This is a genomic window from Phyllobacterium sp. P30BS-XVII, assembly GCF_014138335.1.
Classification (GTDB): domain Bacteria; phylum Pseudomonadota; class Alphaproteobacteria; order Rhizobiales; family Rhizobiaceae; genus Phyllobacterium; species Phyllobacterium meliloti.
In genome coordinates this window covers 591,078-605,890 of the sequence record NZ_JACGXO010000002.1, presented here as the reverse complement: position 1 = coordinate 605,890, position 14,813 = coordinate 591,078, and the positions used below count along the sequence as shown (strand labels likewise).

Genomic DNA, 14,813 nt, shown 5'->3' with positions numbered 1-14,813 from the left:
TTATCCCCGCTTTGTGGGAGCTGGTGTTCTGCGTTGGCGGGTGCATGCCGCCGACGCGTGGTGCGTGGTGCGTGGTTCGACAAGCTCACCATGAGGGAGAGAGGTGGGTTGCAGGGAGCCAAGTTCTGTAATCGTTGCGATCTCCAATGTTGGTGATGTGCAATGTTGGCGATTAGCTTTGCAATCCTCCCTCTCCCTCATCCTGAGCTTGTCGAAGGGGCAGCGATGTCACTGCAACCCATTAATTAAAAAAATCACACCAACTTATCCAACACCATCCCAGCTCGCTTATTCTGATGGTGTCCTTTCCGGCGGGAATGCTCCGGAAACTTTCTGAAGTCAGGAAAGGATCGGTGATTTCGTCTGCGGGGAGACCCCAACCGCAGGGGAAAGGTTTTATCTCACAAGGGTAAAACCAGTCATCGGGATGGGTGATCCGGTTATTTTCTTGGTTAAAACAGGAAAATCTCCGGGGAACGCATGACTACACTACCAATACCAAGACACCCCGCGTTCCCCTTATGGATCGCCCGTCTTTCCCACCTTTCAATAGCCAGACGCAAAAGCGGGCGTGGTAATGGGAGAGTGTGTTCCGTGACTGCAATGTTGGGTGATGCAATCACCATCTTCCGTGGTTCGACATAACAACCATGAGGGAGTTAGGTGGATGCAACGCTAATCGTCAACATTGCACTTCACACCATTACAGAACTCACTCCCTGCAACCCATCCCTCTCCCTCATCCTGAGCCTGTCGAAGGGCGAACCACGCACTTATCTTGGTGCAACCCTGTTTCCCCACCCATGTCGCTTCCCTTGCGGTCAGCGTCGCTCAGGCCGCGCACGGATTTCCCGTCTGTGGCGATAGTGGCACCATCGCAAGTGAAGGGCATGAGCTATGAGTGAACCGGCAACAGACATCGAAATCCCCGCAACGGCACGCGATCATGGCCGGCGTGGCGGACGGTCCCGCCCTCGCAGCATTGAAAGCGGGGCGTTTGACCAGCCCCCCTTCCGCCAGTTGAAGATTCCCTTCGCGCCCACCAAGATCATTTCCGACGATGAGCTGGAATCCATCCACAATGCCTCGCTGCGCGTTTTGCAGGAGATTGGCGTTGATGTGCTGCATGATGGCGCGCGGGAGATCATGAAACAGGCGGGTGCGGATGTGCGTCCCGGCACCATGCGCGTGCATTTCGACAAGGACATGATCCTTGAATATGTCGGCCATGCGCCATCGGAATTCACCCTGCACGCCCGCAACCCCGCCCACAATGTGCGTTTCGGTGGCAACAACCTGATTTTCGCGCAGATGGGATCGGCGCCCAATTGTTCCGACACGGATAATGGCAGACGGTCAGGCAATCAGGCGGATTTCCGCAACTTCGTCAAACTGGCGCAGATGCACAACATCATCAACATGACGGGCGGCTATCCTGTTGAACCGATCGACATTCACCCGTCGGTTCGCCACCTCGAATGCATTCGCGATCTTGCCACCCTCTCCGACAAGGCTTTTCATATTTATTCGCTCGGCAAGGAGCGCAATCTGGATGGTATTGAAATCGCCCGCATTGCCCGCGGCATCAGCCAGGAGCAGTTGCAGAACGAAGCTTCCTCCTACACCATCATCAACACCAACTCGCCCCTGAAGCTCGATGTGCCGATGATGGAAGGCATCATCCACATGTCAGGAAATGGGCAGATTGTTATCGTCACCCCGTTTACGCTGGCAGGAGCCATGGCCCCCGTCACCATCGCCGGTGCGCTCGTTCAGCAGAATGCCGAGGCGCTGGCGGGTATCTCCTTTACCCAGATGGTCAAGAAAGGCGCGCCAGTTGGTTATGGCGGCTTCACCTCCAATGTCGACATGAAATCCGGCGCACCTGCTTTCGGTACACCTGAATATATGAAGGCGCAGATGGTCGGCGGCCAGCTCGCCCGCCGTTACAAAATCCCTTATCGCACCTCCAATGTCTGCGCCGCTAATACCGTCGATGCGCAGGCCGCCTACGAATCCGTCTTCTCGCTCTGGGGTGCAATCCAAGGCGGCGGCAATTTCATGCTGCATTCCGCCGGTTGGCTGGAAGGCGGCCTGTGCTGCTCCTACGAAAAGATGATCCTCGACTTTGATCTCTTGCAGATGGTGGCGGAATTCCTGACACCGCTCGACCTGTCGGAAGACGCCCTTGGCCTCGACGCCATGCGCGATGTTGGTCCCGGCGGCCACTTCTTCGGCACGGCCCACACCCAGTCCCGCTACAAGACGGCGTTCTATGCGCCGATCATATCCGACTGGCGCAATTACGAGACGTGGCAGGAAGCCGGTTCCCCCACGGCCATTGAGCGCGCCAATCGCGTCTGGAAGGAGCGGCTTGCCACCTATGAGAAGCCAGCGATTGATCCGGCCATCGAGGAAGAGCTGAACGCCTTCGTTGCCAGACGCAAGGCCGAGGGCGGCGCGCCGACCGACTTCTAATGGCGGCTTGAATCAAACTCTCAACGCATTGAATCATATTCCTATACAAGAGGCATAAGTGAATGAAATCGCACGTTAAAGCAGTTGTCATTGGCGGCGGCGTAGTCGGATGTTCGGTCCTTTACCATCTCGCCCGCGCTGGCTGGACGGATGTTCTGCTGATCGAACGCTCGGAGCTGACATCCGGTTCATCCTGGCATGCGGCTGGCGGTTTTCACACGCTGAATGGCGATCCGAACGTTGCCAAGCTGCAGGCCTATACGGTCAGCCTCTACAAGGAAATCGAGGAACTCTCCGGCCAGTCCTGCAGCCTGCATCTGACCGGCGGCGTCATGATGGCCGACTCGCCCGAGCGTATGGATTTCCTGCGCCTCGCCCATGCGCGCGGCCGCTATCTCGGTATGGATACCGAGCTGATCACCCCATCGGAAGCCAAGGCCATGTTCCCGCTGATGGACGAAACGAACTTTGTCGGCGCCATGTGGGACCCGGTTGAAGGCCACCTTGATCCATCCGGCACCACCCATGCCTATGCCAAGGCCGCGCGCAAGCTTGGCGCAGAAATCAGCCTGCGCAACCGTGTCGTTGAACTGACGCAGGAAGTGGACGGCACCTGGAATGTCGTCACCGAACAGGGAACAGTGAAGGCCGAACATGTCGTCAATTGCGGCGGCCTCTGGGCCCGCGAAGTTGGCCGCATGGTTGGCCTCGAATTGCCTGTTCTTGCCATGGAGCACATGTATCTTCTGACCGAAGACGTGCCCGAAGTCATGGAGTTCAACAAGTCAACGGGCCGCGAGCTTATTGGCGTCATGGATTTCAAGGGCGAGATTTATACGCGGCAGGAACGCAACGGCATCCTGCTCGGCACCTATGAGAAGGCCGCCAAGCCATGGTCGCCGGTTAATACACCATGGGATTTCGGCCATGAACTGCTGGCGCCGGATATTGATCGCATTGCCCCTTCCCTCGAAGTGGGCTTCAAGCATTTCCCCGGCATTGAAAAGGCCGGGATCAAGCAGATCATCAATGGCCCATTCACCTTTGCGCCCGATGGTAATCCTCTCGTCGGCCCTGTTCCGGGCTTGACCAATTACTGGACTGCCTGCGCCGTCATGGCCGGTTTCAGTCAGGGCGGCGGCGTCGGCCTCGCCCTCTCCAACTGGATGGTGCATGGCGAACCCGGCTTTGACGTCTGGGGCATGGATGTGGCCCGCTTCGGCGAATGGGCAACCCTGCGCTATACCAATGCCAAAGTGCGCGAAAACTATTCGCGCCGCTTCTCCATCCGCTTCCCCAACGAGGAACTGCCCGCCGCACGGCCGCAGCAGACAACGCCGCTCTATGACACGATGGTCAGCCAGAACGCCGTCATGGGCGATTCCTGGGGTCTGGAAACGCCGCTCTGGTTCGCACCAAAGGGTACAGAAGCCAAAGATATCGTTTCATATCACCGCTCCAACGATTTCGAACATATCGGCAATGAAGTCCGCGCCACGCGTGAGCGGGTCGGCGTGACCGAAATCGCCAACTTCGCCAAATATGAAGTGACCGGCAGCGGTGCGGAAGCGTTTCTTTCCTATCTCATGACCAACACCATGCCAAAAACAGGCCGTCTGGTGCTGACGCCCATGCTGAATGAAAAGGGCAAGCTGATCGGCGATTTCACCATCGCCAAGGCCGCCGAGGATCGTTTCCTCATCTGGGGTTCCTCCGCCGCACAGCGCTATCACATGCGCTGGTTCCAAAAACATCAGCCTAAGGACGGTTCGGTGCATATCCACCGCTTCGATCAAACGCTGGTTGGCCTTTCCATCGCCGGGCCGAAATCCCGCGATCTTCTGGCCAAACTTGTCGACGAAGATGTGTCGAACACCGCCTTCCGGTTCATGGATTTCCGCGAAATGACCGTTGGCGGCGCACCGTGCAAGGTCAACCGCATTTCCTATACGGGCGATCTCGGTTACGAAATCTGGATGGAACCGGCCTATCAGCGCCTTGTTTACAAGGCGATCAAGGATGCGGGCAAGGAATTCGATATTGTTGATTTCGGCATGCGCGCTTTGCTGTCCATGCGGCTGGAAAAGAATTTCCCCACATGGTTCCGCGAATTGCGTCCAATCTACGGACCCTATGAGGGCTCGATGGATCGTTTCATCAAGCTCACCAAGAATGATTTTATCGGCCGCGAAGCCGCAGCGCAGGAAAAAGCGGAGTTTGATGCCGGAACCAGCAAAAAACTGTGCCGCGTCTCATTGATCATCGACGTACCGGATGGTGATGGTGCTGCCGATGTGATGGGCGATGAGCCGATCTGGGCCAAAGTCACCAAGGATTATGGTGTCGTGGAAGCCGGGCACGGCGTGGGCGCTCCGCGCTTCAATGATACGGGTGCCGCTGTTTCCTTTGATGGCGACAAGGGTGCGGTTCAGGGCGATTGGCGCGTTGTCGGCTGGGTGACATCAGGCGGTTACGCCCATTATGTCGGGCACTCCATGGCACAGGGCTATGTGCCTGCCGAACTGGCTGAGAATGAAAGTGCTGGTCTATTTGAGGTGGAAATTCTCGGCCTCCGCCGCACCGCCCGCATCAACATCGAGCCACCGTTTGATCCAGCCGGGGCTAAAATGCGCGGGTGATAAAGCCCTTTTGCATTACAAGGTTCGTGGTTCGTGGTTCGACAGGCTCACCATGAGGGAGAGTGAGCGTGCAATGCTGATCACCAGCATTGCAAATCACGAAAAGTGCAGAACTTGACTCCCCTTCATCACCCCTCTCCCTCATGGTGAGCCTGTCGAACCACGAACCACAACACGCACTATGTTGATTGCATTTGCACAACCATTGTTGCGCCCTTCGACAGGCTCACCATGAGGGATATGGGTGGTTGCAGGGAGTTATATTCTGCGCCGATTGCGCATCTCCGTCGGATTATCAGACAACCACACCCTCAAAGGCTGAGATAAACGGCAGGCCCTTGCGCTTGCCTGTCCAGCCCACCACGATCAGCGCACTTGCTGCCTCGTCATAGCGCTGGGCAAGTGCCCAGGACTTGATATCAATGGCCGCAATATCCGCACGCCCGGATGCTACGGCTTCCACCGAGGCACGGTGGCCGCCGGTTTCAATGAGGCGGGAAAACAGACCAAAACCTTCCCCCATTGCAGCCAGATCGCGCTGGATACCGAGATAGCCGGACATGGAATCATGGCTGTTGAACGCAAGGCGCTTTCCGCGCATGTGGGCGATGGGTAAAACAGGCTCGGGGCCCTGCGGCGCAGGCACAGCCACACCCTCGCCCCGGCGCATCACCAGCGCACTGGAATAGAGCGTGTCATCACCACCCGCCACGCCGGAATAGTCATCCTGCCCCGCCACATGCACATGGGCGGCAAGGCCAAGCTCCATCGGGCCCCAGCAGGTCTGGGCGAACAGTAATGCCGGGTGACGCCACAGCGTCGGCATATCAAGTTCATCGGGGGCAAGCGATGCAGGGTCAGGTGCAATCACGTTACCGGAGGCATCGCGGATACCGCCTGATACTGCGGGAAGATCGCCATTGCGCCGCGTCAGAAACTCCGGCGCGTCAAACCCTTTGGCGCGAAGCTTATCGCGGATGGCCACCCATTGCGCATCCACTTCGGCGCGGCGTTCCGGCCAATCATACATCGGCAAGGCTGCAATGAGTGTCATGCGGGTGTTTTACTCTGTCGGAGGCTCGGCGGGAATAGGCACGCTTGTTCCGCCCTGCAGGGAAATGCCATGACGGCGTGGACAGAAAGCCCGTCCGGGTGCAGGCTCACGGCGCAGAACCGGATGAACGACGTCTTCCTTGCTGTGGAATGCATAGGCACGCAGGATTTCGAAATAGTTGCGGAAGACATAGCCGCCATTCATGGCTTTCCACTCATCACGCTGCTCGCGATAGAGTTTTGGCAATTTGTACCACGGAACGGTTGGCCGCTTGTGATGAACGAAATGCAGGTTGTTGTTGAGGAACAACAGCGCCAGCGGTGATTTCTCGACAATAATCGTGCGGCCATCCGGGCGCTCGGACCACTGATGTTCGCAATAGGAGCGGATGGCAATGATCGCCAGTCCCCAATAAACCGCGGTCAATGCATAAAGCCAAAGCGGGATACCGAATTCAACCAGCAGGACAACCAAAGGAATAAGTCCCGCCACATGCAGGAGCCATGCGGTGCGCACTTTTCGGTCACCACCGGATATCAGTTTGATATCCGTGGCAATGAATCCCACGATCATCAGCGCCGGTCCAACAATGATGCGCCCAAGCATCGTATTGTTCCACTTCAGCAGCACCTTGAGAGCGGCAGGCAGCTTCTCCCAGTCACCCAGCGCCCGGTAATAGCTTTCCGGATCGTCATAGGGATCGGTCAACCGCTCATCCGCATGGTGTTTCAGATGCAGGTGCTTATAGCGGCGGTAGGGGTAGAACAGGCCGATGGGCAGCGAGACAAGAAACTCATTGAGCATGCCGCTGCGGGTCGGGTGCCCGTGCAAGGCTTCATGCTGCAAAGAAGAGTGAAACGCGACGGCAACCGCCATCAGCGCCAAGGCGACAAAAGGCATGGTTGGATAGAGGTAAAATCCTGAAACCAGCCATAAACCGTAGCAGATGATCATCAAGGCAATGGTGGGCCATTCAATGCCAGGGTGCTTATGTCCCCGGCCGGATTTGTCAGTTAGTTCGGCTGTATGTGCTTCTGATTCCATGACTTTCATCGTCTCACTGTCAGGAACTGTCAGCAACGCGATTTTAGTGATAAACTGTTGATTATGCGCACCAAATGATGCAATTGTTGTGCTTAGTAAACAAAAAGGCATGCAAATGGATAAACGGGATCTCTCGCGCCTGTTCCAGGACCGTATCCGGAGCCTGCTTGCCCGCAGCGGTGATAATCAATCGTCGTTTGCTTCAGCCGTCGGCATAGACCGTTCAGCACTCTCGCAACTCCTCTCCGGCCAGTCGACGCGCCTCCCCCGCGTTGAGACACTGCTCAACATTGCCGAGCGCTATGCGGTGTCGCTGGATTGGCTGCTCGGTCTCAGTCAGGATGAGGCGATCACCGGCGAACTGCGCGCCAGTATGGAGATCGAGGAAGGCCATGATGGTTTTGAGCGCACGCTGCTGGTGCGCTGGCATGCGGAAGCGACGGGCAGCAAGATCCGCTATGTGCCCGCGCGTATTCCCGACCTGCTGCGCACACAGGCGGTGATTGCCTACGAGACTTCGCTTGTACACCGCGACCCCACGGCCCAGATCACTGAAACTGCATTCCGGCTTGATTACAATCGCCAGCCGGGCACGGACATGGAAGTGTGTATGCCCTACCAGACCCTGCGCGATTTCGCTGGTGGTGGCGGCATCTGGGGCGACCTTTCGCGCAAGGTCAGGATTGAACAGCTGGAACACATGACCACGTTGCTCGATGAGCTTTATCCGTCCTTCCGGCTGTTTCTGTTCGATGGGCGCGAAAGATTTTCGGTGCCCTACACCGTGTTCGGACCCTACCGTGCCGCGATCTTCGTTGGCGAGATGTATCTGGTGCTCAACACAACGGATGCCGTGCAAACCCTGCAACGGCATTTCGATGGGCTGATCCGCGTGGCAAAGATCAATGCGCATGAGGTTGGCGCTTATATTTCCTCATTGAAGGTCGATTGAGTGCTAGAGCTTGTCGCAAATGAATATTGACCACATATAAAGACTTCCTTATATCGTTATCTAAGTCTCATCACAGGAACTGCGCCATGACCATTGCCAATCCGCTTGCCGATCTTCTTGCCGAAAAAGGTGTGCTTTTGGCCGATGGCGCGACGGGCACGAACCTGTTTGCCACGGGTCTGGAAGCGGGTGAAGCACCGGAACTGTGGAACGAAGCCCAGCCGGAAAAAATCCTCGCGCTGCATCAGGGCTTTGTTGATGCCGGTGCTGATATCATCCTCACCAATTCCTTTGGCGGCACACGCCATCGCCTGAAGCTGCACCACGCACAGGATCGCGTGTTTGAACTGAACAAGAAGGCGGCTGAACTTGCCCGCGCTGTCGCCGATAAGGCAGACCGCAAGGTGATTGTTGCTGGCTCTGTCGGCCCGACGGGCGAACTGCTGGTTCCACTTGGTGCGCTGACCGAAGAGGACGCTGTCGCTGCCTTTACCGAACAGCTGGAAGGTCTGAAGGCTGGCGGTGTTGATGTCGCATGGATCGAAACCATGTCGGCTCCGGGTGAAATCCGCGCCGCGGCGGAAGCTGCCGTGAAAGTCGGCCTCCCCTATGTCTATACAGGCTCGTTCGATACGGCCGGCAAGACCATGATGGGCCTGCCGCCGAAAGAGATTCACGGTGTTGTCGATGGGCTTGCCCAGCGCCCGGTTGCTGTCGGTGCCAATTGCGGTGTCGGCGCGTCGGATATTCTGGCCTCCCTGCTCGACATGTCCGAAGCTGATCCCACAGCCACCATTGTCATCAAGGGCAATTGCGGCATCCCTGAATTTCGCGGCGCCGAGATTTTTTACTCCGGCACGCCTGAATTGATGGCCAATTATGCGCATCTCGCCATTAATGGCGGTGCAAAAATCATTGGCGGCTGCTGCGGCACCTCGTTCGAACATCTGGCCGCGATGCGCCATGCGCTGGATAACCATATCCATAGCACCCGCCCAACGGTGGAAACCATTGTTGAGACGATCGGGCCAATGCGCAACAAGCTCGCCGCCCATGCGGATGACCTGCCGAAGCGCGAGCGCCGCGGTCGCCGCGGTTGAACTTGGGCTGGATGGGCGCACTGCCTGACCCGTTGGGCTTGATCGTTTTTCTCATCCTGGGCTACCCGGTCCCATTCATCCTTGCGCTTGTCGTGCTTTATATTACCGCGCGATATGCGTTTCGTTGGTCGGTAGTTGTCAGCCTCCTGATGAGTATTATCGTTGGACCGATCGCGTTCTTTGCGGGTCTTTCGTTTTTTTAATGGTTCGTGGTTCATGGTTCATGGTTCGACATAACAACCATGCAGACTGCAATTTGCAGAACCATTACAGCGCCCTTCGACAGGCTCAGGATGAGGGGTATGGGTGGGTTGCAGGGAGCTTTATTCTGCACCTTTGGCGATTAACACTACATTCCCACTCCCTTTGAGATCAGCGTTGCATCACACTCCCCCTTTTTGCGATTCTGCGTCCACACTCTCATTTTGAGATTAGCCTGCACCACCCCTCTCCCTGCAATCCACCTCTCTCCCTCATGGTGAGCTTGTCGAACCACGAACCACGAACCGCGTTCATGCAGTCCGTTCTCGTCGCCCCTTTGACGATGCCACAGGATCAATCAGAATATTTTTGCGCTGGCTCAGCCACGTGCAAATGGGGCCATGTGAAAACGCTGCTGTTCGGGAATATAGGCGTGTTCCCGGCCGACTGGACAGGCCAGCCGCGCGAGACAGCCGCCATCAAGACATTCGTGCCCTTTTGGTTCTGCCAGATAAGAACGGCAGCGGCCAACAGCAAAATTCTTTCCATCGAATGCGTCCACCGGGCAAGCGCTCAGGCATGGTTTTTCCGCGCAGCTATCGCAGGGGTGATTATCCCGAGCAATTGATGGGAAGTCGATAACCCGGTCAAACAGCAAGGCGCCGCGAAACGCCTGCCAGAGGCCGTATTCCGGATGGATCAACAGTCCCAAAGGCGATGCCGACAACCCTTCCCCACGCTTTGCCCATTGCTGGAACGGCAAATAAGGTTTGTCGGATGGAAAGACCGCCTGTCCTCCCACAGCGTCCGCGACATGGGTGAGAACGTCTTTGGACCATGTGTCGAGCGGATCGTCCACATACGGATGCGCCCGCCGCCATTCAACAAAATGCGGCCAGATGGATGAACCGAAATGGCCGACGAGAACCACGCTGCGTGCCGAAACACCATTGCTCAGGCTGGGCGCTTCGTCCCCTGCTCCAAAAACAAAACCGCCGCGCGGAACAAGACCATGGGGTTCCAGCGCGGCGGCGATTTGTTCAAGAGGATCGGCAACAGTCATCCGGGGCCTGAACCCTTGACAGCAGAGGCCCAGACTTCTTCATGGATCAGACTGGCCACTTTAGCCCGGCCGTCCTCGGGCTTCTTTCAGGTGAATGCGTCGGGCATCGACGCTTTTTTCTTGGCGATGAATTCCTTGAGCGATTCGTCGATAGCTGGATCGAGATAGGGAGCCTCGTAGGTTTCGAGCCAGCGCCGTGCGAGTTCATTGCCACGCTGGTCGGCGCGCTTCTCGCCCTCCGCAAGCCATTGCTCGTAGGAGTTGTTGTCAGCAATATTCGAGCGGTAGAAGGCCGTCTGGAAATTCGCCTGTGTATGGTCGCAGCCAAGATAGTGGCTGCCGGGACCAACCTGACGGATCGCATCCATCGCCTGACCATTCTCGGAAAGGTCAACGCCTTCAGCAAATTTCTGCGCCATGCCGAGCTGGTCGATATCCATCATGAACTTTTCATAGGAGGATACGAGACCACCTTCGAGCCAGCCGGCGGAGTGCAGCACGAAGTTCGTGCCAGCCAGAAGCGTCGAATTCAGCGTATTGGCGCTTTCATAGGCTGCCTGCGCATCGGAAACCTTTGACGCGCAAAGCGAACCGCCGGTACGGAACGGCAAGCCGAGACGACGGGCGAGCGCCGCAGCACCGTAGGAGACAAGTGACGGCTCAGGTGTTCCGAAAGTCGGCGCACCTGACTGCATCGAGATGGACGAGGCAAATGTGCCGAAAATAACCGGAGCGCCCGGACGGATCAGCTGGGTGAGCGCTGCACCGGCGAGCACTTCCGCCAGAACCTGCGTCAACGTACCGGCCACCGTCACCGGGCTCATGGCACCGGCAAGAATGAACGGCGTGACAATGCAGGCCTGATTGTTGCGGGCATAGACCTTGAGCGCGCCAACCATCGTCTCGTCGAAAACCATCGGCGAATTGGCGTTGATCAGGCTGGTCAAAACCGTGTTCTGGTCGAGATAATCCTCACCGAAAACCAGTTTGCACATGGAGATCGTGTCTTCCGCGCGCTCCGGCGCAGTAACAGACCCCATGAACGGCTTGTCGGAATATTTGATATGGGCATAAACCATATCAAGGTGGCGCTTGTTGACAGGCACATCGACAGGCTCGCACACCGTGCCGCCGGAATGGTGGATCGATGGCGCCATATAGGCGAGCTTTACGAAATTGTTGAAGTCTTCAATGGTCGCATAGCGGCGATTGCCATCAAGATCGCGCACGAAGGGCGGGCCGTAAACCGGCGCAAACACCGTGGCCTTGCCACCGATCTGCACGGAACGCTCGGGGTTGCGCGCATGCTGTGTGTAGATGGACGGTGCTGTCTTCAAAAGTGAGCGGGGAAGCCCTTTTGGAAAGTGTACCCGCTCGCCTTTGACATCGGCCCCAGCTTCGCGCCAAAGCTGCAAAGCTTCCGCATCGTCGCGAAACTCGATGCCAATTTCCTCCAGGACAGTATCCGCATTGGCTTCAATCAGCGCCAGCCCTTCCTCGTCAAGCACCTCATATTCGCGAATCTTGCGCGTGATATAGGTGAGCGACTTGCCCGGGCCACCGCCGGAACGGGCGGCACGGCGGGCAGCAGCGCCCGCACCGGCACCGCGTCCACGGCGTCCGCCGCTTTCAGCAGTATCAGCGGGTGCATCGACTGGCGTTTCCTGATTCATTTTATTTCTCCAAGCGCTTGATGCGCGGATTGGTTCTTCGGTCATGACCTCAACGATCCGATCCTACCTGCGACACGGATGGGGGCGTTTCCGTGTGCGTCAAACAATGACGCATGGAAGACAAACAGGTGGTCGCTTTCGTCATTTACGAGGTCGCATTTAAGCAATGCGTTTTCAGCAACTTGCCCGATATGTTAAGGGAATGCCAGTAGAGATGAAAAGCGCTGCATAACGCTTGAGAGGAAGACACCCATGGCCGACGATGAAATCATTCTTTCGGAGCTTTCGGACGACGAACTCGTCGAACAAATGCACGACGATCTGTACGATGGATTGAAGGAAGAAATCGAGGAAGGCACCAATATCCTTCTCGAGCGCGGCTGGGTCCCTTACAAGGTTTTGACCGAAGCGCTGGTCGAAGGCATGCGCATCGTCGGTGAGGATTTCCGTGACGGTATCCTCTTCGTGCCGGAAGTCCTGCTTTCGGCCAATGCCATGAAAGCAGGCATGTTCATCCTGCGCCCGCTTCTCGCAGCCACAGGCGCGCCGAAACAGGGCAAGCTCGTTATCGGCACCGTCAAGGGCGACATTCACGACATCGGCAAGAATCTTGTCGGCATGATGATGGAAGGCGCTGGCTTTGACGTCATCGACCTTGGCATCAACAATCCGGTCGAAAATTATCTGGCAGCCATTGAAGAGCACAAGCCTGACATTCTCGGCATGTCTGCGCTGCTCACCACGACCATGCCCTATATGAAGGTCGTCATTGATACGATGAAAGAAAAGGGCATTCGCGACGATTACGTGGTGCTCGTCGGCGGTGCGCCGCTGAACGAAGAATTCGGCAAGGCCGTTGGTGCAGATGCTTATTGCCGCGATGCGGCGGTGGCCGTTGAAACCGCCAAGGATTTTATGAAGCGCAAGCACAACCAGATGTCCGGCGCCTGAACCAAATCAAAACGGCCGCATCAAAATGCGGCCGTTTTTCAAATCTAGTGTAACTTTGCTGAAACTGGCCTATGAGGCCGAAAAATCAGTTGGCGGCTTTTGCTACCCGATGACCAGCCGACTGGGTCGCATTGACAGTATTAGCTGTATCGGAGCCGATACCGCGGATTGTGTTGGCGCAGCCGGCCAGTGCTACGACAGCAAGAACAGCGGCGATCGGTACAACGCGTGATAGTTTCATGGACAGGGTCTCCCGTTCTGATAGAATTTAATCAACGTTCGCATAACGCGATGGAGCGAAATCAGTTCCATGAATGTTAGCCAGAATTCGAATAATTCGCCAGAGATCGTCCGGGTGATCGCCTGCGGCATGATCGCCCGGGAAATACTGGCTATACGCGAGCAATTCGGCCTCGATCACGTTGAGCTGAAATGTCTGCCCGCCGTCTATCATCATCATCCCGAAAAGATTGCCCCATCAGTGGATCGGGCAATCGTCAAAGCAAAGGCTCAGGGCATCAAGCGAATCTTCGTCGGTTATGCCGATTGCGGCACTGGCGGCATGCTCGATCGCGTCTGCGAAAAGCATGGTGTGCAGCGTATTGAGGGCCCGCATTGCTTCTCGTTCTATGTTGGCAATGATGCCTTTGCGTCCAAATGGGAGGATGACATGACGTCATTCTTCATGACCGACTTTCTCGCCCGGCATTTCGAAGCCTTCATGGTCAAACCGCTTGGCCTCGACCGCCACCCTGAGTTGCGCGACATGTATTTCGGCAATTACACCAAGATGATCTACCTTGCTCAAACAGACGACGCCAGGCTGAATGCCAATGCGGAAAAGGCGGCTGAATTCCTTGGCCTCGCCTATGAGCGGCGCTTTACTGCCTATGGCGATCTGGTCCCTGCCCTGCAATCAGCAGCAGCAAATAGCGCAGTTTGACACTTTCCTTTACGCCTTTAAATCGGCATGGTCCGCCTGCTTCCTGATGGAATCGAAAACAAAGGACCGTTCTCATGCTGTTTCGAACCCTTCTTCTCGCAACGATCAGTCTGGCAACCATCAGCGCCGCCCATGCGGATGGCGCCATTACAAAGATCATCACGCCAGCCGATACCAAACGGCTAGAGCAGTACGATCAGACAAAGACCAAGGCGGTTGCAGATGCGAAAGCGACCGGTAGCGCCGCTGATATCCGCATTGTCGATGAACTGCTGAAGCGCCCCAGCCTGCCTTTCAGTGAAGGTTTCGACATGACCGGCAACTGGCAGTGCCGGACAATCAAGCTCGGCGGCATGGCCCCGGCGCTCGTGGTCTATGGCTGGTTCAAATGCAAGGTCACGGATGACGGCTCCGGCTGGGCTTTGGAAAAAGTGACGGGATCGCAACGCACCAAAGGGCGTTTCTACACTGAGAGCGACAAGCGGCTGACCTATCTCGGCACTGGCTATGTTTCGGATCAAAAGCCCGCGAAATATGGTGCAGGACCGAAAACCGACGAAGCTGGCTATGCCTATCGCACCGGTAAAAATGCCTTCCGCATCGAGTTTCCGGCGCCCTATTACGAATCCCTGCTCAACATCATGGAATTCAAACGTTAAGCACTTTCGTCGCTGCCGCGTCATTGCAATGTCACCTTTGCCCCTCCATATGGGCA

12 protein-coding genes are annotated in these 14,813 nt (G+C 56.6%); 7 read left to right on the top strand and 5 right to left on the bottom strand.

Annotated features, from left to right (window positions below; genetic code table 11):
* Window positions 1-897 precede the first annotated feature (897 nt).
* Both FHW17_RS08795 and FHW17_RS08790 read left to right on the top strand, forming a co-directional pair.
* Window positions 898-2,478, top strand: a complete 1,581-nt coding sequence (locus FHW17_RS08795) for a trimethylamine methyltransferase family protein (protein WP_112527409.1) — start codon at window positions 898-900, stop codon at window positions 2,476-2,478.
* 62 nt (window positions 2,479-2,540) lie between these two features.
* The gene (locus FHW17_RS08790; protein ID WP_182509623.1) at window positions 2,541-5,117 is read left to right on the top strand and encodes an FAD-dependent oxidoreductase; all 2,577 of its coding nucleotides are present in this window, start codon (window positions 2,541-2,543) and stop codon (window positions 5,115-5,117) included.
* A gap of 295 nt (window positions 5,118-5,412) precedes the next feature.
* Here FHW17_RS08790 and FHW17_RS08785 read toward each other — a convergent pair whose 3' ends face one another.
* Window positions 5,413-6,171, bottom strand: coding sequence for a PhnD/SsuA/transferrin family substrate-binding protein (locus FHW17_RS08785; RefSeq protein ID WP_182509622.1), 759 nt, complete (start codon window positions 6,169-6,171; stop codon window positions 5,413-5,415).
* A gap of 9 nt (window positions 6,172-6,180) precedes the next feature.
* Complete coding sequence (locus FHW17_RS08780; RefSeq protein ID WP_182509621.1) at window positions 6,181-7,215, bottom strand: fatty acid desaturase; 1,035 nt, start codon at window positions 7,213-7,215, stop codon at window positions 6,181-6,183.
* Between the two features lie 115 nt (window positions 7,216-7,330).
* Here FHW17_RS08780 and FHW17_RS08775 point away from each other — a divergent pair, with 115 nt between their 5' ends.
* Window positions 7,331-8,167 carry a helix-turn-helix transcriptional regulator gene (locus tag FHW17_RS08775; protein WP_112527417.1) on the top strand — a complete coding sequence of 279 codons (837 nt, stop codon included), beginning with the start codon at window positions 7,331-7,333 and terminating at the stop codon, window positions 8,165-8,167.
* An 86-nt stretch (window positions 8,168-8,253) separates the two neighbouring features.
* Complete coding sequence (gene bmt / locus FHW17_RS08770) at window positions 8,254-9,267, top strand: betaine--homocysteine S-methyltransferase (protein ID WP_112527419.1); 1,014 nt, start codon at window positions 8,254-8,256, stop codon at window positions 9,265-9,267.
* Between the two features lie 580 nt (window positions 9,268-9,847).
* Here bmt and FHW17_RS08765 read toward each other — a convergent pair.
* Window positions 9,848-10,531: a 4Fe-4S dicluster domain-containing protein gene (locus FHW17_RS08765; RefSeq protein ID WP_182509620.1), complete on the bottom strand. Its 684-nt coding sequence runs from the start codon at window positions 10,529-10,531 to the stop codon at window positions 9,848-9,850.
* 86 nt (window positions 10,532-10,617) lie between these two features.
* Window positions 10,618-12,204: a trimethylamine methyltransferase family protein gene (locus FHW17_RS08760; RefSeq protein WP_112527425.1), complete on the bottom strand. Its 1,587-nt coding sequence runs from the start codon at window positions 12,202-12,204 to the stop codon at window positions 10,618-10,620.
* A gap of 252 nt (window positions 12,205-12,456) precedes the next feature.
* Here FHW17_RS08760 and FHW17_RS08755 point away from each other — a divergent pair, with 252 nt between their 5' ends.
* Window positions 12,457-13,155 (top strand): B12-binding domain-containing protein, encoded by a 699-nt coding sequence (locus FHW17_RS08755; protein WP_112527427.1) that lies wholly within the window; start codon window positions 12,457-12,459, stop codon window positions 13,153-13,155.
* Between the two features lie 85 nt (window positions 13,156-13,240).
* On the opposite strand, the gene FHW17_RS08750 is transcribed toward FHW17_RS08755, so the two are convergent.
* Entirely contained in the window at window positions 13,241-13,396 is a 156-nt protein-coding gene (locus FHW17_RS08750) for an entericidin (protein WP_091877730.1), read from the bottom strand.
* Window positions 13,397-13,465: 69 nt separating this feature from the next.
* Between FHW17_RS08750 and FHW17_RS08745 the strand changes: the two genes are divergently transcribed.
* Together FHW17_RS08745 and FHW17_RS08740 are read left to right on the top strand one after the other, a co-directional pair.
* Window positions 13,466-14,098, top strand: a complete 633-nt coding sequence (locus tag FHW17_RS08745; RefSeq protein ID WP_182509619.1) for a DUF1638 domain-containing protein — start codon at window positions 13,466-13,468, stop codon at window positions 14,096-14,098.
* Window positions 14,099-14,172: 74 nt separating this feature from the next.
* Complete coding sequence (locus tag FHW17_RS08740) at window positions 14,173-14,757, top strand: DUF4893 domain-containing protein (protein ID WP_091877732.1); 585 nt, start codon at window positions 14,173-14,175, stop codon at window positions 14,755-14,757.
* Window positions 14,758-14,813 lie beyond the last annotated feature (56 nt).

Bases quoted from the DNA above. Each gene is read 5' to 3' on its own strand.
- FHW17_RS08795 (WP_112527409.1), top strand. From the start codon at position 898: ATGAGTGAACCGGCAACAGACATCGAAATCCCCGCAACGGCACGCGAT.
- FHW17_RS08790 (WP_182509623.1), top strand. From the start codon at position 2,541: ATGAAATCGCACGTTAAAGCAGTTGTCATTGGCGGCGGCGTAGTCGGA.
- FHW17_RS08785 (WP_182509622.1), bottom strand. From the start codon at position 6,171: ATGACACTCATTGCAGCCTTGCCGATGTATGATTGGCCGGAACGCCGC.
- FHW17_RS08780 (WP_182509621.1), bottom strand. From the start codon at position 7,215: ATGGAATCAGAAGCACATACAGCCGAACTAACTGACAAATCCGGCCGG.
- FHW17_RS08775 (WP_112527417.1), top strand. From the start codon at position 7,331: ATGGATAAACGGGATCTCTCGCGCCTGTTCCAGGACCGTATCCGGAGC.
- bmt (WP_112527419.1), top strand. From the start codon at position 8,254: ATGACCATTGCCAATCCGCTTGCCGATCTTCTTGCCGAAAAAGGTGTG.
- FHW17_RS08765 (WP_182509620.1), bottom strand. From the start codon at position 10,531: ATGACTGTTGCCGATCCTCTTGAACAAATCGCCGCCGCGCTGGAACCC.
- FHW17_RS08760 (WP_112527425.1), bottom strand. From the start codon at position 12,204: ATGAATCAGGAAACGCCAGTCGATGCACCCGCTGATACTGCTGAAAGC.
- FHW17_RS08755 (WP_112527427.1), top strand. From the start codon at position 12,457: ATGGCCGACGATGAAATCATTCTTTCGGAGCTTTCGGACGACGAACTC.
- FHW17_RS08750 (WP_091877730.1), bottom strand. From the start codon at position 13,396: ATGAAACTATCACGCGTTGTACCGATCGCCGCTGTTCTTGCTGTCGTA.
- FHW17_RS08745 (WP_182509619.1), top strand. From the start codon at position 13,466: ATGAATGTTAGCCAGAATTCGAATAATTCGCCAGAGATCGTCCGGGTG.
- FHW17_RS08740 (WP_091877732.1), top strand. From the start codon at position 14,173: ATGCTGTTTCGAACCCTTCTTCTCGCAACGATCAGTCTGGCAACCATC.